This is a genomic window from Microbacterium sp. NPDC060117 (assembly GCF_042729315.1).
GTDB lineage: Bacteria > Actinomycetota > Actinomycetes > Actinomycetales > Microbacteriaceae > Microbacterium.
In genome coordinates, this window is record NZ_JBHWXR010000001.1 from 625,759 (window position 1) to 648,418 (window position 22,660).

Annotated in this window: 19 protein-coding genes; 12 read left to right on the plus strand and 7 right to left on the minus strand. The window is 71.9% G+C overall.

Going from position 1 to position 22,660, the window contains the following annotated elements:
- Positions 1-9: 9 nt before the first annotated feature.
- Entirely contained in the window at positions 10-633 is a 624-nt protein-coding gene (locus ACFWCK_RS02785) for an NUDIX hydrolase family protein (RefSeq protein ID WP_233310249.1), read from the minus strand.
- 126 nt (positions 634-759) lie between these two features.
- On the opposite strand from ACFWCK_RS02785, the gene ACFWCK_RS02790 reads away from it, so the two are divergent.
- A complete protein-coding gene (locus tag ACFWCK_RS02790; RefSeq protein ID WP_378804433.1) occupies positions 760-1,437 on the plus strand; it encodes an alpha/beta hydrolase in 678 nt (225 codons plus the stop codon).
- Here ACFWCK_RS02790 and ACFWCK_RS02795 read toward each other — a convergent pair.
- Positions 1,401-1,781, minus strand: coding sequence for a hypothetical protein (locus tag ACFWCK_RS02795; RefSeq protein ID WP_378804434.1), 381 nt, complete (start codon positions 1,779-1,781; stop codon positions 1,401-1,403). The genes ACFWCK_RS02790 and ACFWCK_RS02795 overlap by 37 nt on opposite strands.
- A gap of 358 nt (positions 1,782-2,139) precedes the next feature.
- On the opposite strand from ACFWCK_RS02795, the gene ACFWCK_RS02800 reads away from it, so the two are divergent.
- The 3 genes from ACFWCK_RS02800 to ACFWCK_RS02810 all read left to right on the plus strand — a co-directional run bounded on the left by ACFWCK_RS02800 (position 2,140) and on the right by ACFWCK_RS02810 (position 4,962).
- Complete coding sequence (locus ACFWCK_RS02800; RefSeq protein ID WP_378804435.1) at positions 2,140-3,876, plus strand: ABC-F family ATP-binding cassette domain-containing protein; 1,737 nt, start codon at positions 2,140-2,142, stop codon at positions 3,874-3,876.
- A gap of 113 nt (positions 3,877-3,989) precedes the next feature.
- Entirely contained in the window at positions 3,990-4,631 is a 642-nt protein-coding gene (locus tag ACFWCK_RS02805) for an NADPH-dependent F420 reductase (protein WP_233310244.1), read from the plus strand.
- Positions 4,632-4,779: 148 nt separating this feature from the next.
- Positions 4,780-4,962, plus strand: a complete 183-nt coding sequence (locus ACFWCK_RS02810; protein ID WP_233310243.1) for a PspC domain-containing protein — start codon at positions 4,780-4,782, stop codon at positions 4,960-4,962.
- Between the two features lie 18 nt (positions 4,963-4,980).
- Here the strand turns inward: ACFWCK_RS02810 and ACFWCK_RS02815 are convergent, their stop codons facing one another.
- Positions 4,981-5,409 carry a DUF6157 family protein gene (locus ACFWCK_RS02815; RefSeq protein WP_378804436.1) on the minus strand — a complete coding sequence of 143 codons (429 nt, stop codon included), beginning with the start codon at positions 5,407-5,409 and terminating at the stop codon, positions 4,981-4,983.
- Between the two features lie 118 nt (positions 5,410-5,527).
- Between ACFWCK_RS02815 and ACFWCK_RS02820 the strand changes: the two genes are divergently transcribed.
- Genes ACFWCK_RS02820 through ACFWCK_RS02830 form a run of 3 tightly spaced genes read left to right on the plus strand, consistent with a single transcriptional unit; the run spans position 5,528 to position 11,947 of the window.
- Positions 5,528-10,288, plus strand: a complete 4,761-nt coding sequence (locus tag ACFWCK_RS02820) for an ATP-dependent helicase (RefSeq protein WP_378804437.1) — start codon at positions 5,528-5,530, stop codon at positions 10,286-10,288.
- A 47-nt stretch (positions 10,289-10,335) separates the two neighbouring features.
- Entirely contained in the window at positions 10,336-11,181 is an 846-nt protein-coding gene (locus ACFWCK_RS02825) for an EI24 domain-containing protein (protein WP_378804439.1), read from the plus strand.
- Entirely contained in the window at positions 11,174-11,947 is a 774-nt protein-coding gene (locus ACFWCK_RS02830) for a DNA-formamidopyrimidine glycosylase family protein (protein WP_233310239.1), read from the plus strand. The genes ACFWCK_RS02825 and ACFWCK_RS02830 overlap by 8 nt, the downstream gene beginning before the upstream one ends.
- A gap of 137 nt (positions 11,948-12,084) precedes the next feature.
- Here ACFWCK_RS02830 and ACFWCK_RS02835 read toward each other — a convergent pair whose 3' ends face one another.
- Positions 12,085-12,492 carry a transferase gene (locus tag ACFWCK_RS02835; protein ID WP_233310237.1) on the minus strand — a complete coding sequence of 136 codons (408 nt, stop codon included), beginning with the start codon at positions 12,490-12,492 and terminating at the stop codon, positions 12,085-12,087.
- A gap of 314 nt (positions 12,493-12,806) precedes the next feature.
- Entirely contained in the window at positions 12,807-13,121 is a 315-nt protein-coding gene (locus tag ACFWCK_RS02840; RefSeq protein WP_378804440.1) for a hypothetical protein, read from the minus strand.
- Between the two features lie 85 nt (positions 13,122-13,206).
- On the opposite strand from ACFWCK_RS02840, the gene ACFWCK_RS02845 reads away from it, so the two are divergent.
- On the plus strand, positions 13,207-13,980 hold the full coding sequence (locus ACFWCK_RS02845; RefSeq protein WP_378804441.1) for a helix-turn-helix transcriptional regulator: 774 nt from the start codon (positions 13,207-13,209) through the stop codon (positions 13,978-13,980).
- Positions 13,981-13,984: 4 nt separating this feature from the next.
- Complete coding sequence (locus tag ACFWCK_RS02850; protein WP_378804442.1) at positions 13,985-14,764, plus strand: substrate-binding domain-containing protein; 780 nt, start codon at positions 13,985-13,987, stop codon at positions 14,762-14,764.
- 78 nt (positions 14,765-14,842) lie between these two features.
- Here ACFWCK_RS02850 and ACFWCK_RS02855 read toward each other — a convergent pair whose 3' ends face one another.
- The gene (locus tag ACFWCK_RS02855) at positions 14,843-17,401 is read right to left on the minus strand and encodes an ATP-dependent Clp protease ATP-binding subunit (protein ID WP_378804443.1); all 2,559 of its coding nucleotides are present in this window, start codon (positions 17,399-17,401) and stop codon (positions 14,843-14,845) included.
- A gap of 141 nt (positions 17,402-17,542) precedes the next feature.
- On the opposite strand from ACFWCK_RS02855, the gene ACFWCK_RS02860 reads away from it, so the two are divergent.
- On the plus strand, positions 17,543-18,271 hold the full coding sequence (locus ACFWCK_RS02860) for a GMP synthase (protein ID WP_378804444.1): 729 nt from the start codon (positions 17,543-17,545) through the stop codon (positions 18,269-18,271).
- Between the two features lie 39 nt (positions 18,272-18,310).
- Here ACFWCK_RS02860 and ACFWCK_RS02865 read toward each other — a convergent pair whose 3' ends face one another.
- The gene (locus ACFWCK_RS02865) at positions 18,311-18,799 is read right to left on the minus strand and encodes a glutaminase (protein WP_378804445.1); all 489 of its coding nucleotides are present in this window, start codon (positions 18,797-18,799) and stop codon (positions 18,311-18,313) included.
- A 118-nt stretch (positions 18,800-18,917) separates the two neighbouring features.
- On the opposite strand from ACFWCK_RS02865, the gene ACFWCK_RS02870 reads away from it, so the two are divergent.
- Together ACFWCK_RS02870 and ACFWCK_RS02875 are read left to right on the plus strand one after the other, a co-directional pair.
- The gene (locus tag ACFWCK_RS02870; protein ID WP_378804446.1) at positions 18,918-19,946 is read left to right on the plus strand and encodes a LacI family DNA-binding transcriptional regulator; all 1,029 of its coding nucleotides are present in this window, start codon (positions 18,918-18,920) and stop codon (positions 19,944-19,946) included.
- A 183-nt stretch (positions 19,947-20,129) separates the two neighbouring features.
- The gene (locus tag ACFWCK_RS02875; RefSeq protein WP_378804447.1) at positions 20,130-22,523 is read left to right on the plus strand and encodes a discoidin domain-containing protein; all 2,394 of its coding nucleotides are present in this window, start codon (positions 20,130-20,132) and stop codon (positions 22,521-22,523) included.
- Positions 22,524-22,660 lie beyond the last annotated feature (137 nt).

The following is a 22,660-nucleotide window of genomic DNA, read 5'->3' on the forward strand; positions in this document are numbered from 1 at the left end:
GATCCCGCGTCAGCGCAGCAGGCCGAGGTGCGCGAGCGCCTGGCGGATGAGCGTGCCCCGGCCGCCCTCCATCTCGGCGGCGAGCGCATCGCTCGCGGCGTCCTCGGGGCTGAACCAGGTCACCTCGAGCGCGTCCTGACGTGGCTCGCAGGTGCCTGTCACCGGCACCACGAACGCCAGCGACACCGCATGCTGGCGGTCATCGTGGTACGCGCTCACGCCGGGGATCGGGAAGTACTCGGCGACCGTGAACGGGGCGGGCGACGGCGGCAGCATCGGGAAGGCCATCGGGCCGAGGTCGTTCTCCAGGTGCCGGAACAGCGCATCGCGCACGGTCTCGCCGTAGCGCACCCGACCGGACACGATCGTCCGCGTCATCTCCCCCAGCGGTGTCGCGCGCAGCAGTATCCCGATGTCCGTGACCACGCCGGATCCGTCGGTGCGCACCGGCACCGCCTCGACGTAGAGCATCGGCAGGCGGCGTCGCGCCTGGGCGAGTTCGAAGTCGGTCAGCCAGCCGGGATTCGCCCCGCCCGACGCGCCGAGCGCGTCGAGTCCGCCGGACAGCCCGGACAGCGCGTCGGGGAGACCGTCGTCGTCGGCCGGATCGGGGTCGGGTGTGCGTACCGCCATGGTCTCTTTCTACCAGCGTCTCCCCCAGCGCGTCTCCGCGCCGCGGTTTCCCGGCCCCGCAGACGGCCGGGTCCGCCCACGGACGAACCGGGTCCGCCGTGGCGCACGCTGAGGCAGGATGGAGGCATGGCCGAACCCGTGGAGATCGATCGCAGCGCGGTGCACTGGGCGCGACAGGGCGAGGAGCTGCCGCTGCTCCTGCTGCTGCACGGCTACGGATCCGATGAGCGCGACCTGTTCTCGCTCGTGCCGTTCCTGCCCGAGGGAGCGACCGTGGCGTCGCTGCCCGCGCCGCTGCCCGCATCGTGGCCGATGCCCGGACGATCCTGGTACCCGATCGACGAGCTGGAGCGCCGCGATCCGGCATCGGTGACCGCCGCTGCCGATGCCGTGTTGCGCTGGATCGACGCCGAGGCCGCGGATGCCTCCTCGATCGCCCTCCTCGGGTTCTCCCAGGGCGCCTCGGTGGCGCTGCAGGCGGCCCGCAGGGATCCGGAGCGGATCGCCGCGGTGGTGAACCTCAGCGGCTACGCGGCCCCCGGGGACCTGCCCGGCGACGCCGAGCTGCGGGAGCGCCGCACCCCGGTGTTCTGGGGGCGCGGCTCGCGGGATGACGTCATCCCGCCCGCCCTCATCGTGCACACCGCACAGTGGCTGCCGGATCACGCGGAGCTGACCGGGCGCGTGTACCCGGGTCTCACGCACAGTGTGTCCGAGGAGGAGCTGGCCGACGTGCGCCGGTTCCTCGACGGATGGCTGGAGAGCCTTCAGGATCCGGCGCCGCCGGAGTCCGCGGAAGGCTGATCCGGCTGCTCATCCGTGGCGGCGCGGCGCGGAAGGTCGGCGCCGTGGCCCGGACGGTCGGTGTCGCGGCCCGGGCCGTCGGCGCCGGGGTGGTCCACCGCTTCCGCCGGGGAGGCGCCTCCGGCTTCGGCGCGGCGCCGCTGCTCCTCGCGCTGCATGCGCGTGCCCGCCCAGGTGAACAGCACCATGACGGCCGCGCCGATCACGAGGCCGAGGGCGATCCCGGTGCCCATGTTGTGCAGCCCTGCGCCGAGCGCCACACCCACGCCCATGCCGATCGCGAGGCCGGCGCCGAGGCCCACCCGCCGGAACGTCTCCCCGGATCCCGGCCGCTGTTCTTCCATGCCTCCAGGCTAGAGCCCCTCCCGAGAGCCGGCATCCGTCTCGCGACGGACCCGGCTTCCGGCGCAGCGGAGGCACCGTCGACGGCGCCAGGCGCTCGCGACACGCCCGGGTTGCACGATTCCCGGACGCCCGGTATCGTCGTCCGGGTCCTGTCCGCCGTGTAAGGAAGTCCCTTGATCTGAGTCGTCGCCTCCGCGTTCCATCCACGCGCTGATCCGACACTCCTTCCTGCCCTCGCACCTTCGGCACAGGCATCTCCGGTCCTCTGGATCCGTCCCTCCGCGACGGTCCCGCCCCTCGACGGGCTCACGAACCGGTCCGGCATCAGCGCACCCGAACATCTTCAGGGAGCCGCCCATGTCATTGCTCACCCCCACCTCCGCGGTCGTGCTCGACCGCGTCACCTTCACCTGGCCCGACGGGTCCACCGCGCTCGACGCGGTCTCCGGCGCCTTCGGCGCGGGCCGCACCGGCCTCGTCGGACGCAACGGATCCGGAAAATCGACCCTGCTCCGCCTCATCGCGGGCGAGCTCGCGCCGAGGTCCGGTCATATCATCGCGACCGGCGACGTGGCATACCTGCCGCAGCGCCTCACGCTCGACACGCACGCCCGCGTGGCCGAGCTGCTCGGCGTGGCCGGAGCGCTCGACGCCGTGCGCGCCATCGCCGCCGGCGACGTCGACCCCGCCCGGTTCGACCAGGTCGGCGACGACTGGGACGTCGAGGCCCGCGCCGAGGCGGCGCTGGCCGAAGCGGGTCTGGATCCGTCCTTCCTCGACCGCACCGTCGGCGAGCTGTCCGGCGGCGAGGCGGTGCTCGTGGCGATCGCAGGGATCCGCGCCCGTCGAGCCCCGATCACGCTGCTCGACGAGCCGACCAACAACCTCGACCGCGACGCGCGGGCGCGGCTCGGCGAGATGGTGCGCTCCTGGCGCGGCACGCTCGTCGTGGTCAGCCACGACGTGACGCTGCTCGAGCTGATGGACGACACCGCCGAGCTGTACGGACGCGAGCTCAGCGTCTTCGGCGGTCCGTACTCGCAGTGGCGCGCGTGGCTGGACACCGAGCAGGAGTCCGCCCGGCAGGCCGAGAAGGATGCGAAGCAGGCGTTCAAGAAGGAGAAGCGGCAGCGCATCGAGGCCGAGCTGAAGCTGGCGACCCGGTCGCAGATGGCGAAGAAGGCCTTCGAGGAGAAGCGCGTGCCGAAGATCGTCGCGAACGGTCGCAAGATGGCGGCGCAGGTCTCCGCCGGCAGACTCCGCACCGAGGTCGCGGAGAAGGAAGGCGCCGCCCGCGCCGCGCTCGACGAGGCCGGGCATCGGATCCGTGCCGATGCCACGATGAAGATCGAGCTGCCCGATCCGGGCGTCTCCCGGAGCCGCCGCATCGCGACGATCGGAGATGCCGAGCGGTCCTGGACGATCCAGGGGCCGGAACGGGTGGCGCTGATCGGGCGCAACGGGGTCGGCAAGACCACGCTGCTGCGGCGGCTCGTCGCGGCCGCAGACTCGACTGCCGCCGACGCCGCGCCGAGTTCGGGCTGGATCACCGTCCCGACCGAGGATCCCGTATCCGTTCCGCACTCAGGATCGATGGCCGAACCGACGCCCGAAACCGCCGATCTCCGCGGATCCGCGGAATCCATCCTGCGAACGGTCGCGCACACCGACCGCATCGGGTACCTGCCGCAGCGGATCGACGGCCTCGACGAGACCGCGACCGTGGTGGAGAACGTCGCGGCGCGCGCCCCGGAGATCCCCGAGAAGGAGCTGCGCAATCGGCTCGCCCGGTTCCTGATCCGCGGCGCGGCCATGGACCGTCAGGTGGGTGCGCTCTCCGGCGGGGAGCGCTTCAGGGTCGCGCTGGCGACGCTGCTGCTGGCGGACCCCGCACCGCACCTCGTGGTGCTGGACGAGCCGACGAACAACCTGGACCTCGACACCGTGGACCAGGTCGTGCAGGCGCTGCGCGCCTACCGCGGGGCCGTGCTGATCGTCAGTCACGACGACGCGTTCCTGCGGCGCCTCGACCTGGATCTGACGCTCGAGCTCGACGCCGAGGGCGCGCTCTCGGAGGTGGCGCTCGGCGCCTGACCCGCACGTCGCGCACCTGGCCGGATGCCCATCGGGGCCGGCCGGGTGCGCGCCACGCACGTGTCTCCGACGCATCGGGAATGCGGTCGTGCGATCCCGCTGTTGCGCACGTCATGACGACAATCGGAATCATCGGAGCAGGACACATCGGCAGCGCGGTCGCAGAAGCCCTCGCGGGTCTCGGCTACGACGTCGTGATCGCGAACTCGCGCGGTCCGGAGTCGCTCGACGGGCTCGTCGCGCGACTCGGGCCCCGCGTGACCGCATCCACCGCGGCGGGCGCCGCCGAGGCCGCCGACATCGCCGTGGTCACCGTCCCGCTGAAAGCGGTGGCCGACCTTCCCGTCGCGCCGCTCGCAGGGAAGATCGTGCTCGACACGAACAACTACTACTTCGAGCGGGACGGCCACATCGAGGCTCTCGACCGCGGAGAGACCACCACGTCGCAGATCCTGCAGGACCACCTTCCGAACTCGAAGGTCGTGAAGGCGTTCAACCAGATCAGGGCCGCAGAGATCCTGACGACGGGGTCTCCGGCGGGGTCGCCCGATCGGCGCGCCCTCGGCACGGCGAGCGACGACGATGACGCGGTCGCACTCGTGACCGACCTCTACGACCGGCTCGGGTTCGACACGGTGAGCGCCGGCCCGCTGAGCGAGTCCTGGCGCCTCGAACGCGACCGCCCCGCATACGTCACACGGCAGAACGCCGAGGAGCTGCGCGCCAACCTCGCCGCCGCGAACCGCCTGCCCTGACAGCGGACGGGTCGGCTCGCCCCTGATCGGTGGCCCGTTTTCGAAGCGCGCAATTGGCTCCAGTTCACCTCGAAACACGACCATGTGCGCGCTTCGAAACCGGGCGTGGATCCAGCGGGCGTCCAGGGCCCGAGGGCAGGATGAGGGCATGAGCACCCTCGTCCGCCCCCGCAAGGGCCGCATCATCGCCGGCGTCTGCGCTGCGCTCGCGCACCGGTTCCGCTGGCCCGTCCTCCTCGTGCGCCTGCTCGCGATCGTCCTCATGGTGTTCGCGGGCCTGCCGCTGTGGGTCTACATCGTGCTGTGGATCCTCATCCCGAAGGAGAAGTGACCCGCCGGATCCGGTGGCTCAGGCGCGCTTCGACCGCATCGCGCGGGTGTGCCCGAGCGCCGGATCCGCCGCGAGCAGGGCGTACTCCTCGGACTCCCGCGGCACCAGCGTGACCCTTCCCTCGGCGTCGCTGAGCACTCCCCAGCCGTAGCGCTTGCCCAACGGCGACGCGCGCAGGCAGGCCTGCCCCTTCGAGAAGAAGTCCTCCCGCGCCTGGACGTCGTCCGGATCGATGCCACGGCGCAGCGCCCAGGTGGCGAAGATGACGTCATCGGAGGTCCGCTCGAACGGGTGCTCGGCGATCATCCGGTAGTGCAGCGCGCCGATCGTGGGGACGGACTCCGCGCTCGTCGAAGGGCTCGCGGGCGGTTCCTGCGCGTGATCCGTGGGGCAGTCCTCGGCCACCTCGATGAACGTGCTCGTGTAGTTGGTCGTGTGCTCGGCCATGGATCCATGCTCGCATCGGTCGGCGACGCCGGGCTTGGAGATCCGCGACAGATCCGCCGGCCATTGCGCCCTCGGCGGATCCACGCCGAATGTCGGCGGCACCGGCGAAGATGGACGGATGGGCGATGTGCTCGACCGCTTCACCCCCGCGACCCAGGACTGGTTCCGCGGGGCGTTCACCGCACCCACCGCGGCGCAGACGGGAGCGTGGGAGGCGATCTCCGGAGGGAAGCACGCGCTCGTCGTCGCGCCGACCGGGTCGGGCAAGACGCTCTCGGCGTTCCTCTGGGCGATCGACCGGGTGTTCCGCGAGCGCGTCGCCGAGGGGGTCGCCCCGGATCCGCCGACCCCAGGGCACGCCTCGAAGGGACGCGCACCGCGGAACGATGCCGAACGCCCCGGCCGCACCCGCATCCTCTACATCTCGCCGCTCAAGGCCCTCGGCGTCGACGTGGAGCGCAATCTGCGCTCACCGCTCATCGGGATCGGGCAGTCCGCACGGCGGCTCGGGATCCCCGCGCCCGCGGTGACGGTGGGCGTGCGCTCGGGCGACACGACCTCCTCCGACCGGCGGCGGCTCGTCACCGATCCGCCGGACATCCTGATCACCACGCCCGAGTCGCTGTACCTCATGCTCACGAGCCGCGCCGGCGACACCCTGCGCGACGTGCACACGGTGATCATCGACGAGGTGCACGCCGTCGCCGCGACCAAGCGCGGCGCCCATCTCGCGGTCAGCCTCGAGCGGCTCGACCAGCTGCGCCGCGCGGCCGGCGCCGAGGCTCCCGTGCAGCGGATCGGGCTCAGCGCGACCGTGCGCCCGATCGACGAGGTGGCGAGGTTCCTCGGCGGCGCGCAGCCCGTCCAGATCGTGGCGCCGCCTGCCTCGAAGACCTTCGACCTGCAGGTCGTGGTGCCGATCGACGACATGCTCAACCCGCCGCCGCCTCCGGGCACCGAGCAGACGCCGCGGCCGTTCGGGGCCGACCGCGTCGACCAGGCCGTCGGAGGGGCCGACGCTTTCGGCGAGAACACCGAGATGACCGGATCCGTCTGGCCGCACGTCGAAGAGGCGATCGTCGAGAAGATCCTGCAGAACCGCTCCACGATCGTGTTCGCCAACTCGAGGCGCCTCGCCGAGCGGCTGACGGGGCGGCTGAACGAGATCTACAGCGAACGGATCGGCCTCGATCTGCCGGCCGCGATGGTGCCGGCCGCGATGATGGCGCAGGCCGGGTCCACGGCCGGTGCGGATCCGGTGCTCGCGAAGGCGCACCACGGCTCGGTCTCGAAGGAGCAGCGGGCGATCGTCGAGGAGGAGCTCAAGTCGGGCGTGCTGCGCTGCGTCGTCGCGACGAGCAGCCTCGAACTCGGCATCGACATGGGCGCGGTCGACCTCGTGATCCAGGTGGAGGCGCCGCCGTCCGCCGCGTCGGGCCTGCAGCGTGTGGGTCGCGCCGGTCACCAGGTGGGCGAGATCAGCCGCGCCTCGCTGTTCCCCAAGCACCGCGGGGACGTGCTGCACACCGCGATCGTCACCGAGCGCATGCTCGCCGGACAGATCGAGGCGATCAGCGTGCCCCGCAACCCGCTCGACATCCTGGCTCAGCAGACCGTCGCCGCGTGCGCGCTGGACCCGCTCGACGTCGAGCAGTGGTTCGACACCGTGCGCCGCAGCGCGCCCTTCGCCGCGCTGCCCCGTTCGGCGTACGAGGCGACGCTCGACCTGCTCGCCGGCCGCTTCCCGTCCGACGAGTTCGCCGAGCTGCGCCCGCGCCTCGTCTGGGACCGCGATGCCGGCACCCTGACCGGGCGCCCCGGGGCGCAGCGGATCGCCGTGACGAGCGGCGGCACGATCCCCGACCGCGGGCTGTTCGGCGTCTTCGTCGCCGGCGAGACCACGGGCGCGCGCGTCGGCGAACTCGACGAGGAGATGGTCTACGAGTCCCGGGTCGGCGACGTGTTCACGCTGGGCACGACGAGCTGGCGGATCGCCGAGATCACGCACGACCGGGTGAACGTGATCCCCGCGTACGGGCAGCCCGGCAAGGTCCCGTTCTGGCACGGCGACGGTCTCGGGCGCCCGTTCGAGCTCGGCGAGGCGCTCGGCGTCTTCAACCGCGAGGTGCAGGGGGCTGCGCCCGACAAGGCCAGGGAACGGCTCAGCGCGGCCGGGCTCGACGAGCGCGCGCAGGCCAACCTCCTCGCGCATCTGAACGAGCAGAAGGAGTCGACGGGCACGCTTCCCACCGACCGCGCGCTGACCGTCGAGCGCAGCCGCGACGAGATCGGCGACTGGCGGGTGATCCTGCACTCCCCCTACGGGCAGATGGTGCACGCGCCGTGGGCCCTGGCCGTGAACGCGCGGATCCGCGAGCGCCTCGGCGTCGAGGGATCGGCGGTCGCGAGCGACGACGGCATCATCGTGCGCGTCCCCGACGCCGACGCGGAGCCGCCCGGAGCCGAGCTGTTCGTCTTCGAGCCCGAGGAGCTCGAGCGGATCGTGACGGACGAGGTGGGCGGATCCGCACTGTTCGCCTCGCGCTTCCGGGAGTGCGCGGCGCGCGCCCTGCTGATGCCCCGGATGAATCCCAACCGCCGCACGCCGCTGTGGCAGCAGCGGCAGCGCTCGGCTCAGCTGCTCGAGGTCGCCCGCAAGCATCCGACGTTCCCGATCATCCTGGAGACCCTGCGCGAGGTGCTGCAGGACGTCTACGATCTCCCGTCGCTGCGACGTCTCGCGACCGGCATCGCGGAGCGGCGCATCCGGCTCGTCGAGGTGCAGACCGCCCAGCCGTCGCCCTTCGCCCGCGACCTGCTGTTCGGCTACGTCGGCGCGTTCATGTACGAGGGCGATTCCCCGCTCGCCGAGCGCCGGGCGGCCGCCCTGTCGGTGGATCCGGCCCTGCTGGGCGAGCTGCTCGGCACCGTCGAACTGCGCGAGCTGCTGGACCCCGAGGTGATCGCGCAGTTCGAGCGCGAGGCGCAACGACTCGACCCCGCCCGTCGCGCACGCGGCATCGAGGGCGCCGCGGATCTGCTGCGCATCCTGGGGCCGCTGGATGCGGGTGAGGTCGCCGAGCGGCTGGAGCCGACCGCCGACCTCGCGGAGACGGAACCATCGGGGTCGGGCGCGTCGGCAGCCCCGACGGCCGAAGCCGCCGCCCACCTCGCCGCCCTCGTCGACGCCCGCCGCGCGATCGAGGTCACGATCGGCGGCGTGCGCCGGGTCGCGGCGATCGAGGATGCAGGGCGCCTCCGCGACGCCCTCGGCGTGCCGCTCCCCGTCGGCATCCCCGTGGCGTTCCTGGAGCCGGTCGCGGACCCGCTCGGCGACCTCGTCGCCCGGCATGCGCGCACGCACGGCCCGTTCCTCGGCTCCGCCGTCGCCGCGCGCTTCGGTCTCGGCACGGCCATCGTGCGGCAGACGCTGCAGCGGCTCGAGGCCGACGGGCGCGTCACGAGCGGGTACTTCCTCCCGGATGCGGGACCCGCCCGGGCGTCCGCGACATCCGCGGGCCCCGACGAGACGGAGTGGTGCGACACCGAGGTGCTGCGTCGGCTGCGGATGCGCTCGCTCGCGGCGATCCGCGGCAGCGTCGAGCCGGTGTCGCCGGCCGCGTTCGCCCGGTTCCTCCCGGAGTGGCAGCACCTGTCGCGGCCTCTCGAGGGCATCGACGGCGTCGCGACGGTGATCGAGCAGCTCGCCGGCGTGCCGATCCCCGCGAGCGCATGGGAATCGCTGGTGCTGCCGCAGCGCGTGCGCGACTACTCCCCGGCCATGCTCGACGAGCTGACCAGCTCGGGCGAGGTCGTCTGGGCCGGGCACGGAGCCCTCCCCGGCCGCGACGGGTGGGTCTCGCTGCACCCCGTGGATCTCGCGCCGTTCACGGTGCCGTTCGCCGAGGAGGCTCCGGAGCCCGGATCCCTCGAGGCCCAGCTGCTCGCCGCCCTGGCCTCGGGCGGCGCATACTTCGCCGCTCAGCTCCGAGAGTCGACGGGCGCCGAGAACGAGGCTTCCGTGGTGGAGGCGCTGTGGAACCTCGCCTGGTCGGGCCACGTCACGAACGACACCTTCGCCCCGATCCGGTCGCTGCTGAGCGGCGGCAACCAGGCGCACAAGGTGGCCCGCCGGGCCCCGCGCACCCGCACGTTCCGCGGCATGTCGCTCGCGCGGCCCGCCTCCGCGCCCCGGCCGCTGAACGTCGGCGGGCGCTGGTCGCTGCTGCCGGAGGCCGAGACGGATCCGGCCCGTCGCGCCACGGTCGCCGCGGGCCTGCTGCTGGACCGCTATGGCGTCGTCACGCGCGGATCCGTGCAGTCGGAGGGCATGCCGGGAGGCTTCGCCCAGGCATACCGCGTGCTCGCCGGCTTCGAGGAGGCGGGGCACTGCCGGCGCGGCTACGTGATCGAGCGGCTCGGTGCCGCTCAGTTCGCCGCGTCCGCCACGATCGACCGCCTCCGCACCTTCGCCGGACTCGCCGATCCGCCGCCGCGCACCGCCCGCACCCTCGCCGCGACGGATCCGGCCAACCCGTACGGCGCCGCGCTCGGCTGGCCGCGCCGGGACGAGGTCTCGCACCGCCCCGGCCGCAAGGCGGGGTCCCTGGTCGTCCTCGTCGACGGCACGCTCGCCCTCTATCTCGAACGCGGCGGCAAGACCGTGCTCGCCTTCACCGACGACGAGGACGAGCTGCGCGCCGCGACGGCGGACCTCGCCGCGACGGCGAAGGCACGGCGCCTGGAGACCCTGACCATCGAGAAGGTGAACGGCGAAGGCATGTACGGCACTGCCGCGGGATCGCTGCTCGGGCGGCTGCTGCAGGAGGCCGGATTCGTCGCCACCCCTCGCGGCTACACCCTGCGGAAGACGTTGTGATCCGACCCGGATCCGCTGCGCATCGACAGGACGCCTACCCTGGTGGCATGATCCGTGAGTTCGCCGCCGGATTCGGCACCCTCGTGCGCGGATTCGGCCTGTGGCGCACACACCCGCGCCTGCTCGCACTCGGGCTGATCCCCGCTCTGATCAGCGTCGCGGTACTGGCTGCGGCCCTCGTCCCCTTCGGCCTGTCGCTGGGTTCCCTCACGGCCTGGATGACGCCGTTCGCCGACGGGTGGCTCACAGGATGGCGCGACGCGCTGCGCATCGCGATCGGCATCGTGCTCTTCGTCGCCGCCGCCGTGCTGTCGGGGCTCGTCTTCACCGCACTGACGCTGACGATCGGCGATCCCTTCTACCAGCGCATCTGGCGTGGCGTGGAGTCGTCGCTGGGCGGGGAGGAGCCGACGGGCGAGACCGGGTTCTGGAGCACGGTCGGCGAAGGCCTCCGGCTGATCGGGCTGGGCGTGCTCGTGGCGCTGTTCACCCTGCTCCTCGGCTTCATCCCGCTCGTGGGCGGGCCGCTCGCGACCGTCGCCGGAGTTCTGCTCTCGGGGCGCCTGCTGGCACGGGAGCTGACCGGGCGCGCCTTCGACGCCCGGGGACTCGGCCACGACGACAGGCTGCGGCTGCTCGGCTCCGGACGGGCGCGCGTGCTCGGCTTCGGCGTGGCCACGCAGCTCTGCTTCATGATCCCGCTCGGCGCGGTCATCACCATGCCGGCGGCGGTCGCCGGATCCACGATGCTCGCCAGGGCGCTGACCGAACGTGCCGCGAACGGCATGAACGGCCGCGGGCCCGGCGACGGGGCCCGATCCGTCGGCAAGGTCCGGCCCACCGACGAGGCTCGGCCCGTCGAACCCACCGGGGAGGCGTCCGCGCATGCCTGAGGGCGACACCGTCTACCGTGTGGCGCAGCGCCTCGACGGTGCGCTGCGGGACGGCATCGTCACCCGCTTCGACCTGCGCGTGCCCGAGCTGGCGACCGCCGACCTCACCGGATCCGTCGTGCACGCCGTCGTGCCGCGCGGCAAGCACATCCTGATGCGGATCGGCGACTCGACGCTCCGCTCGCACCTGCGCATGGACGGCGCCTGGCACCTCTACCGCCCCGGCGAGCGCTGGCGGGCGCCCGGCTACACCGCCCGCGCGGTCGTGGGCACGGCGGAGGCCGAGGCGGTGGGCTTCGACATCTCGATGCTGGCGCTCGTGCCGACCGCGCTCGAGGAGACCCTCGTCGCCCACCTCGGACCAGACCCGCTCTCCGCCGACTGGGACCTCGCCGAGGCCGCACGGCGCCTCGGCAAGGATCGACGCGCGATCCACGTCGCCCTCCTCGACCAGCGCAATGTGGCCGGGTTCGGCAACGAGTACGCCGCTGAGCTGCTCTTCCTGCGCGGCGTGCGGCCCACGACTCCCGCCATCGATGTCGACGTGACGGCACTGCTGGAACTGGGCGCGCGCACGATCCGGGCCAACCGTGACCGTCTCGACCGCACCTTCACCGGCGTCGCCCAGCGCGGCCGCACGACCTGGGTCTACGGGCGCGCGCACCGCACCTGCCGCCGCTGCGGTGCCCTCATCGAGAGCGGCGAGCTCGGAGCGGACCCCACCGAGGAGCGCCGCACGTTCTGGTGCCCCCGCTGCCAGCGCTGAGCACACCACCCGCTCGATTCCCGGATCCTCTGCAGCGGCCCGCCGACCGGAACGCGAAAGACGCGCACCCCATCCGGGGTGCGCGTCCTGTTCCTGCGATGCTGCGGTCTGCTCTTACGCCGGTGCGGCCGCGGCGTTCACGCCGCGAGCCACAGGCCCTTTCGATCGGTGTCCAGCGTCATGCCGGCGGCGACGGTCTCGTCATCGCCGATCTTCGCGCCGCGCGCGATGTGCGCGCCGGCCCCGACCTCGGTGCGCACGCCGATGGTGGCGCCGTCGCCGATCACCGACCCCTGCCCGATGTGGGCATGGGCCTCGATCCGGGCGTTCACGCCCACGATCGCCTCGGGCTCGATCCAGGCGCCGCGCGCGACATGCGCGCCGGCCCCGACCTTCGCACCCGGTTCGACATAGGCGCCGGCCTCCACGACCGCCTGCGGGTGCACCTTGGCACCGTGCGCGATCAGACCACGGCCGTTGGCGTGCTTGCGATAGCGCAAGGTGCCGCCGTGGCCGTCCTCGATGTCGACGTAGTTCTTACCCACGAAAACCTCCCGTGCCCGGGACTTTCCCCGGATACATCTGCAACCGCGAACGAGCCGGATCTATTCCCGTGCACGCAGTTCGCGCGTGTCGTGGCGTCGCGTCGACCACCCGCCGGGCAGCGGCCCCCGCGCACCGCGACGGCGCACCCTCCCCCACGCGCCATCGCGGTCTCCAGGTCCGCGGAGGCCCGGTCCGACTCAGCGGCCCGGATCGCCCTTCCGCCCGGCGGCCAGGCTCGACAGTGCCAGAGCGCCGACCAGCAGCCCGAAGTCGCGCAGGGCGATGTCGAGGTATCCGCCGACGCTGACGAGACTCACGATGATGCCGAGCAGCCAGAGCCCACGACGTATCCTCCGATCCGGGGAAGGACCGCGACGAGGATGCCCGCAACGATCTCGACGGCTCCCACGACGTACATAAAAGTGTGCGCGTCCATGCCGATCATGCCGTTCATCCACGGGGCGAGGTACGCCTCCCAGTCGGGCTTGAGCACGCGCACGAACTTGTCCAGTCCGAACAGGATGGGCGCGACGGTGAAGACGGTCCGCAGCAGCAGGAAGGCCTGCCGGTATCCGTCCTGCAGCAGCGGAGGACGGGCCACGGTCTTGGTCTGGGTCGAGGTGGTCATGACAGCTCCCTTCTAAATGTGTCTTTTCTTTAAATTAGAACCGGAGCCCTCTAAAATCAAGAGGATCTTCAGTTAGAGTGTGACCATGAGCATCTCGGAGCAGGCGGCGGGGATCGGCGCCCTCGCCGATCCCACGCGGCGAGCGCTGTACGAGCATGTGATCGCTCAGCCCGACGCGGTGACCCGGGAGAGCGCTGCCGGTGCCGTCGGCGTGCCGGTGCACGTGGCGCGCTTCCAGCTCGACCGCCTCGTCGATCTCGGACTGCTCGACGCGGAGTTCCGTCGACTCTCCGGGCGCAGCGGCCCCGGTGCGGGGCGTCCGTCCAAGCTCTACCGGCGCACGGAGAAGACGATCGCCGTGTCGCTGCCGCCGCGGCGGTTCGACCTGGCGGGGCATCTACTCGCCCGCGCCATCGAGCGCTCGGCCGACGGCACCCCGATCGATGCCGCGCTCCGCGACGCCGCGTACACGGAGGGTGACGCGTACGGCACCCGGGTCCGCACCGATCCCGCGCCGGATCCGGCAGGAGGCGGAGCCCCGGAGCGCACCCTGCCCCGCGACGGGAGCGCGGCCCCCGAAGACGACGCGGAGGAGGAGCTGGAGCGGATCCGCCACGCCCTGGCCGGCCAGGGCTACGAGCCCCGCCCGGTGGACGACGAGCTCGTGCTGGCGAACTGCCCGTTCCACGACCTCGCGCGCGCCCACACCGACCTCATCTGCGGCATGAACCAGGCCTACGTCGCGGGGGTCGCCGAAGGACTCGGCTGCCGCCACCTCGAGGCGCGGCTGGAGCCTGACGTCACCCGGTGCTGCGTCGTGATCCGCGCGGAGGATCCGACGCACCCGCCGGTACGCTGAACGCATGAGCAGACGAGGCGCATCCGGCGGACGCAAACCCGCGGTGCGCTCGGCCAAGGGCGGCGCCCGCAGCACCGCCGGGGGTCCTGCTGCCAAGGGCAAGAGCACGGGCAAGGGAGCCGGCAAGAGCGCGCCGCGCGGCAAGAAGGCGGAGAAGGTCGTCTTCGACGCTCCGACCCCTGTCGCGGAGGAACCCCGCACCCTGCGCCTCGGCGCGGTGCCGGGCGCCACCCCGGGACGCTGGATCGACACGTGGAACGAGCGGATGCCGCTGGTGACGCTCGAGCTCGTGCCGATCGCGTTCGCCGGGCAGCGTACGGCGATCACCGAGGGCGCCGTCGACCTCGCGCTCGTGCGCGCACCGTTCGACAAGGACGGCATGCACGCCATCCCGCTCTATGAGGAGCTTCCGGTGGTGATCACCTCGACCGAGTCTCACCTGCTCGCCGCGGAGGAGCTCTCCCCCGCAGACCTGGAGGGCGAGACGCTGCTCACCACGCGCGAGGACGTGCTGGGCCCGCTCGACCTGCCGACGACGCCGTCACGGATCCCCCCGCTCGACACCGTGGAGGACGCGATCCAGACCGTCGCCTCCGGCGTCGGGATCCTGGTCGCGCCGATGTCGCTGGCGCGTCTGCACCACCGCAAGGACATCGAGTACCGGATCCTGCGCGATGCGCCCGTCTCACAGGTGCTGCTTGCCTGGCCGGCCGACGCCACGACGCCCGACATCGAGGCTTTCGTCGGGGTCGTGCGCGGCCGCCGCGCCAACTCGTCCCGCTGACGGCGCGCTCGGACCCGGTGCTCCGCCGGCCCGTGAACGAGGGCCGGGACCCCGTCGGCCCCGGCCCTCGCCCTGCGGTCAGGCCGCCTGCGCCATCTCCGCGGTCGCGGTGACGAGCAGCAGGCCGCCCGCCGCGTCCACGACCACACGACCGCCGTCGCCGAGCTCGCCCGAGACGAACAGGTCCGCGATGCGGTCGTCCACCTCGCGCTGGATCAGGCGGCGCAGCGGCCGTGCCCCGTACTCCGGCTCGTAGCCGTGCTCGCCGAGCCAGTCCACCGCGGCATCGGTGACGTCGAGCGTCACCTCGCGCCCGGCCAGGCGCCGAGAGGTGGCCTGGAGCAGGAGCCGCACGATGCGGCCCAGCTCTTCACGGCCGAGCTTGGAGAACAGCACGATCTCGTCGATGCGGTTCAGGAACTCGGGCCGCATGGCCTCGCGGAGCTTGCCCATCACGCGCGCCCGCAGGTCCTCCTGCGAGGCGAACCCGTTCGCGGAGGCATCCTGCGACGCCACGAACCCGAGCGCACCCGACCGCGAGGCGAGGAACTCGGATCCGATGTTCGACGTCATCACGATCACGGTGTTGCGGAAGTCGACCGTGCGGCCCTGACCATCGGTCAGGCGGCCGTCGTCGAGCACCTGCAGCAGCAGGTTGAACACGTCGGGGTGCGCCTTCTCGATCTCGTCGAACAACACGATCGCGTAAGGGTTGCGCCGCACGCGTTCGGTGAGCTGGCCGGCCTCGTCGTAGCCGACGTATCCCGGAGGGGCGCCGACGAGCCGCGACACCGTGTGCCGTTCGCCGAACTCGCTCATGTCGAAGCGGATCACGGCGGTCTCGTCGTCGAACAGGCGATCGGCGAGGGCCTTGGCGAGTTCGGTCTTGCCCACGCCGGTGGGACCGAGGAACAGGAAGGATCCGACGGGTCGACGGGCGTCGCCCATGCCGGTGCGGCTGCGGCGCACGGCCCGTGCCACGGCGGCGACCGCGTCGTCCTGCCCGATCACCCGGGCGTGCAGGTCGGACTCGAGGTCGGCCAGGCGCTCGCGCTCGCTCTCGGACACCCGGCTGACCGGGATGCCCGTGGCGCGCGCGATCACCGCGGCGATCTCGCCCTCCCCCACGACCGCCGACTCGACATCCGCCCGGCGGGCGGTGCTGCCGGCGTCGTCGATCCGGGCCTGCACGGCGGCGATCTCGTCGCGGATCCGCGAGGCCTCCTCGTAGTGCTCGGCGCCGACCGCGGCGTTCTTGCGTGCCTCGAGGTCGGCCAGCTCGGCGAACAGGGCCGCGACGTCGGTCACGACGCCGAGGCGCAGCCGCAGTCGGGCGCCGGCCTGATCGATGAGATCGATCGCCTTGTCGGGCAGCACCCGATCGGGCAGATACCGCGCGCTCAGCTCGACGGCGGCTCGGATCGCGTCGTCCGTGTACTCGACGGCGTGATGCTGTTCGTAGGCTGGCTTGAGCCCTTCCAGGATGCGCACGGCGTCCTCGATCGAGGGCTCGGCGACCTTCACGGGCTGGAAGCGACGCTCGAGGGCCGGATCCTTCTCGATCCGGCGGTACTCGGAGAGCGTGGTCGCCCCGACCAGGTGCAGGTCGCCCCGCGCGAGGCGCGGCTTCAGGATGTTGCCCGCGTCCATGCCGCCGCCCTCGCCGGATCCGCCCGCGCCGACGACGGTGTGCACCTCGTCGATGAAGACGATGATCTCGCCCTTGTGTGCCGCGATCTCGTCCATCGTCTGGGTCAGACGCTCCTCGAAGTCGCCCCGGTAGCGGGTGCCGGCGAGCATCGCCGGCAGGTCGAGCGCCACGACACGGCGTTCGGCGAGCTGCGCGGGCACGGCGCCGTCGACGATCGCGCGGGCGAGACCTTCGACGATCGCGGTCTTGCCGACGCCGGCCTCGCCGATCAGCACCGGGTTGTTCTTGGTGCGACGGCTGAGGATCTCGATCGTCTGCTCGATCTCGGAGGCCCGGCCGATCACCGGATCCAGCTCGCCCGCACGCGCACGTGCGGTGAGGTCGAGGCCGAACCGGTCGAGCATCGGCGTCTCCGATGCGGGCTGCGCGGCCGCCCCGTCCTGGTCGGGCGCCGCACCTGCGGGCAGGGGCTCGCGCAGACCCTGGGTCAAGGCCTCGGCGGTGACGCCGGCGCGGGCGAGGATCTGGCCCGCGGGGGCGTCCTGTCCGAGCACGAGCGCGAAGAACACGTGCTCCGGCTCGATGTAGGTCGCACCGGACGAGCGCGCCACCTGGTAGGCGTGGAACAGCGCGCGGCTGGCGCTCGGGGTGATGGTCGCGGCGTCGATGTCCGAGGCGTCACCGGGTGCGGGGAGGCGGGTGTCGACGGCGTCGACGATGGCCTGCGGCGTCACGCCGATGTTGCGGATCGCCTGGTCGACGGCGTCGTCCTCGACGATCGTGCGGAGGACGTGGAGGGCGTCGAGCTCGGTCTGGCCGCGCTCGAGCGCGAACCGGCCGGCGCGCTGCAGGATGCGCTGAGTGCGCACGGTGAGGAACCGGCTGAGGTCGATGGACCGGGTCTGCCGGGCCTGCTCACCGGCGAGGTAGCGGGCGAGGAACTCGTCGAACGAGCCCGAACCCGCGTCGGTGAAATCGTTGGGCATTTCGCTTCCTCTCAAACTTGAGCGTTGTGCTGTCAAGTTCAACGCGAGTCCCTCTCGGGTATTCCCGACTCCGCTTCCCGACTGTTCCGGAGCGTTGCATCGCGACTCGGCGGCGCCGCTCCCCTCCCCTAGAATCCAGGGATGGCCTCGCTTCTGTATGTCGGCGTGCGCCCTGAGCTGGATGCGGCGACGGCGGAGCGCGCGTCGTTCCGTGTCGCCCTCGGCGTCGATGCCGACGGGCTCGACCGCATCGACCTCACCACCACGGCCCTGCCCGACGACGTGTTCGACCGCTACGCAGGCTTCGTGATCGGCGGCTCGCCGTTCAACGTCACCGACGTCCGCAAGTCCGAGACGCAGCGACGGGTCGAGTCGGATCTGGAGCGGATCGCGGAGCGGGCGATCGACGGCACCACCACCGCGTTCTTCACCTGTTTCGGGATCGGCGTGATCACGCGCCTCCTCGGCGGCGAGGTCGGCATGGACAGCCCCGAGGAGGCGACCGCGGCCGAGATCCGCACCACGGCCGATGCCGTCGCGGATCCGCTCTTCGGCCCCGCCGGGCCCGTGTTCCACGCCTTCACCGCGCACAAGGAGAGCGCGGTGACCGTGCCGCCCGGGGCCGTGCTGCTCGCCGGCAACGACACCTGCCCGGTGCAGGCGTACCGCGTCGGGGTCGATCTGTACGCGACGCAGTTCCATCCCGAGCCCTCGCCGCGGGACTTCGCCGATCGGATGGTCTTCTACCGCACCACGGGGTACTTCGACCCGGACGCCTTCCACACCGTGCAGGAGGCGGTGCTCGAATCCGTGGTCACCGAGCCGGCGCGGATCCTCCACCGCTTCGGCGAGCGCGCCCTCGCCCGCTGAGGCAGGGCCTCGAGCGAGCGCCCGAGGCGGGCGCTTCGCTCAGTCGCCGAGCCCCTGCCGCAGCAGCGCGATCCGCTCCTCCAGATATCCGCTGAGCGGCGTGAACCCGCCCGCCGCGGACCACCGCACGGACGGCACGCCGTCGATCAGCGCGAGGGGGCCCGACGAGCCGCCGGCCGACACGGTCGCGACGTCGATCGACGTCCATCCCACATGCACGGTCTCACCGTCGCCGAAGCCGCCGCGGGAGGCCTCGGCACGTCTCTCGGCCCTGGCCCGCGCCGACTCCGCGGCATACCCTCGGCGCACCGGCGCCGCGGCGCGCAGCACCTCGGCCGTGGCGTACACCGCGTCGTCGTCGATGAGCAGCACGCCGACGTGCCAGGCGGATCCGGCGCGCACGATGCGCGGCGCCCGCCATCGCGGGGTCTTCTCACGCCCGAGCGCCTCCCGCGGCACGCCGGAGAGAGCCGTGCGCGCACGATCCAGGAGCGCGCCGAGCGGGTCACCGGGTTCCGACGAGGTCACGGCTCAAGGCTATGCCCGCGCGAAGACCGCCGCCCGGCATCACGCGCGTCCGCGGATGTGATCGATATCATGCACGTGTGCCGGGCGACTCCCGTGCGCCCGCCGACGATCGGAACCCATGACCACCGCCATGACACCGGATCCTCGCCGCATCCCGGGGATGGCGGATGTCGCGCGCCTGGCGGGAGTCTCCGCACAGACCGTCTCCCGCACGCTGAGCGGCAACCCGAGCGTGCAGCCGGAGACCAGGGCGAAGGTGCTCGCCGCGGTCGAACAGCTCGGCTACCGCCGCAACAACGCCGCCCGCGCCCTGTCGTCCGGGCGGAGCAGGGCGATCGGCGTCGTGTCGCTGCGCACGGGCTTCTACTCGCGTACGGCGGTGGCCGTCGGCATCGAGACCACCGCATCCGAAGCCGGCTACATCGTGAACTCCGTGACGACGCCCTCCCTGGACGCGGGCGAGATCGAGCAGGCGATGTCGCGCCTCGCCGACCAGGGCGTCGAGGGGATCGTGCTCGCGGTCCCGCTGATCTCGACGACACGCGCGATCGACGAGCTGACGCGGACAGTGCCGACCATCACGATCGACGGATCGCGCACGGCGTCGACCCAGGTGGTCGCGGTCGATCAGCGCGAGGTGGGCCGGATCGCGACCCGTCACCTGCTGGACCTCGGCCACGAGACCGTGTGGCATGTGGCGGGACCCCCGCAGTGGCTCGACGCCTCGAGCCGCACCCAGGGCTGGCGCGAGGCTCTCGCCGACGCCGGCCGAGAGGCGCCGCCCGAGATCGTCGCGGATTGGTCCCCCGAGTCGGGCCACCGCGCCGGCCGGATCCTGGCGCGCATCCCCGAGGCGACCGCGGTGTTCGTCGCGAGCGACGAGATGGCGTTCGGTCTCTCGCGCGCCTTCGCCGAGCGGGGTCGGGCGATCCCCGAGGACGTGTCGATCGTGGGTGTCGACGACATCCCGCTCGCGGAGTTCTGCTCCCCTGCGCTCACCACCGTCGCCCAGCCGTTCGGCGAGGTGGGCCGCATCGCCGTGGAGCACCTGCTGCACGCGATCTCGCACCCGGGGGCCTTGCCCCCCGTGGAGTCGATCACCCCCCGACTCGTCGTGCGCAGCTCGACCGCCGCTCCCCGTCGCTGACCGCGCCAGGGCCGCCTCTCCGCCTCGCACACGCGGCCACCCTCGGCGCCATCGACGATGTTTGCGATATCTCGTGATGGCGATCACGCGTTGCAATTCGCGGAATCTTCTTGATGTTAGCGATAACTTGGGGGTACCGTGGCCGATGTTCTCCCCGCCTCAACGACGCAGCAAGGAAGACCGATGCCTCCACAGATCCTGTCCCTCCCCCGCACACCGCGGGGCCTTCTCGCCGGGGGCGCAGCGCTCGCGATCGCCGCGACGACGCTGAGCCTCGGCGCCGTGTCCGCGGCCCATGCCGACGCCGCGCCGCCCGCCGGTGCCGCGATCCCCGACACGGGCTACACGCTGCTCGACGTCGACTCCGAGTCGGCGCCATACCCCGCACCGCCCTCGCTCGACGGCACCGCGAAGGGCGCGTTCGACGGCGACTACTCGACCCAGTGGGCGTCGAACTACAACGGCGGCACGCCGGATCCGATGCCGCACTACCTCACGTTCGACATCGGCGCCCCGCACCTCCTCACCGGTCTCGGCTACTCCGTCAAGGTGCAGGGCAACGGCCCCGCCAAGGACGTGCAGGTGCTGACCACGAACGACCCGGCGGTCGCGAAGGACGGCAGGAACAGCGGCTGGACGCCCGCGGGCGCGGCGACGTTCTCGCAGCCCACGAGCAACACGCAGGTCCAGTACGTCACCTTCGCCCAGCCGGTGTCGGCGCGCTACGTCGAGTTCAAGGTCCTGGACGCCGTGAACGGGTCGAACAACGCCTCGGCCTCCGAGATCGTCGTCTACACGACCGACCCGATCGTCACGCCCACCCCGACCCCGACGCCCACCCCGACGCCCAAGCCCGCAGCGGCGACGGTCACGACCGACTCCGTCGACGACAGCACCTGGCAGTACCCGGACGACACCCCGGCCAGCCCGTTCATCGACGCCGACGGCACGTTCCACTTCGGCGAGTCGCACGCGAACTACTACAACGAGCCCGACGGCAGCAACGGCGACATCCGGCAGTGGAACTGGTACACCGGCTCGAACTTCGACACGGCGAAGCCGAACGATGCGCTCAACGCCGCCGGCACCAACCCGGATACGACCGACTTCTGCAACGCCAGCCCGACCGGCGTGGAGTCGACGAAGGCGCCGGCAGGATCCAGCTACACGCAGCCGAACTACTGCGACATCACCCAGATGTGGGTCGACCCCGACTCTGGCGACTGGTACGGCCTCGTGCACAACGAGTTCACCCCCAAGCCCTTCGGCGACGGGCTGCACTACGACGCGATCGACTACGCGGTCTCGACCGACAAGGGCAAGACCTGGACCATCCCCGGGCATGCGATCACCTCGCCCTACAGCACGACCCGCGGCGACACCACGGCGTTCCCGCAGCAGACGTACTACTACGGCGACGGTGACCCGCGCCTGTACGTCGACCACGCCTCCGGCTACTTCTATGCGTTCTACGGCTCCCGCGTCGTGAACAAGACCGGCAGCTGGGTGGCCTTCTACGAGCACGTCGCCCGCGCCCCGATCTCCGGCAAGATGGCGACCGGCACCTGGCAGAAGTGGTACGACGGCGCCTGGACCGAACCCGGCATCTCCGGCAAGGAGAGCAACATGGTCCCCGTCGCCGACGACACCGAGACCGGCTACACACCGGTCGAGAAGGAGTACGACCCGAACACCCCGGGCACGGCGCAGCAGCAGATCAAGAACGGGCAGATGCCGGCGACCTCGCCGCTGTTCGTGATGGACGTCACGTACGACGCCTACCTCGGCCTGTACATCGGACAGCCGCAGAACCCAGACCAGTCGGGCAAGGCGCCGCAGGAGTTCTACGCCACGAAGAACCTGGCGACGCAGAAGTGGTTCCGTCTCGGTGACACCGGTTCCGCGTACACCACGGCCTCCTGGTACCGGTGGTTCGTCGATCCGGCCAACAAGACGAGCTCGGCGATCGTCGGCAAGTCGTTCCGGTCGTACTGCTCGTTCGGCTGCATGGGCGATGCCTATGCGCAGCTCGCCAACATCACGATCGACGCCGGCCCCTCGGTCTCGCCGGCCTCCGCGGTCGACACCACGAAGGCCTACACGATCGCCAACGCCGACGGACGCAAGCTCTCGGCGTCCGGCAACGGCAAGAAGCTGACGACGGCCGGATCCGTGAACCGCAAGAACGGCGCATGGACGTTCACGGCGACCGGCGACGGCGCGTACACGATCGCAACCCAGGCCGGGGCGCTCCTCGGCGTCGACGCCTCGTCCACGGCCGGTCGGGCCTGGGGCGCGGGCCTGACGCTCACGGACAAGGCATCGGCCGGCGTCGGGCAGCAGTGGTTCGTCGTGCCGAACACCGATCCGACGAGCGGTGAGGCGACCGGATCCGTCCGGCTCGTGAACCGCTACTCGGGGCTCGTGCTGGGCATCGACACGTCCACGGCCGCGACGACTCCGGGCCGCACCTGGGACAAGCCGGCGTCCCACGGAGGCTCGAGCAGCGGGCAGGCGGGCCTGTTCACCCGGCCCGGCGACCAGACGCTGAGCCTGGCGGAGTTCTCCGGGAACTGATCGCAGCGGATCCGACCACGGATCCTCGACGGAAGGGATCCGGGCCCCGCGCCCGGGTCCCTTCCGTCGTCTGCGCGCACGAAGCCCGCGGCCGACCCGCAGGTTGCGGTCGCGATTCGCCTCGTGCGCCGGGGCGC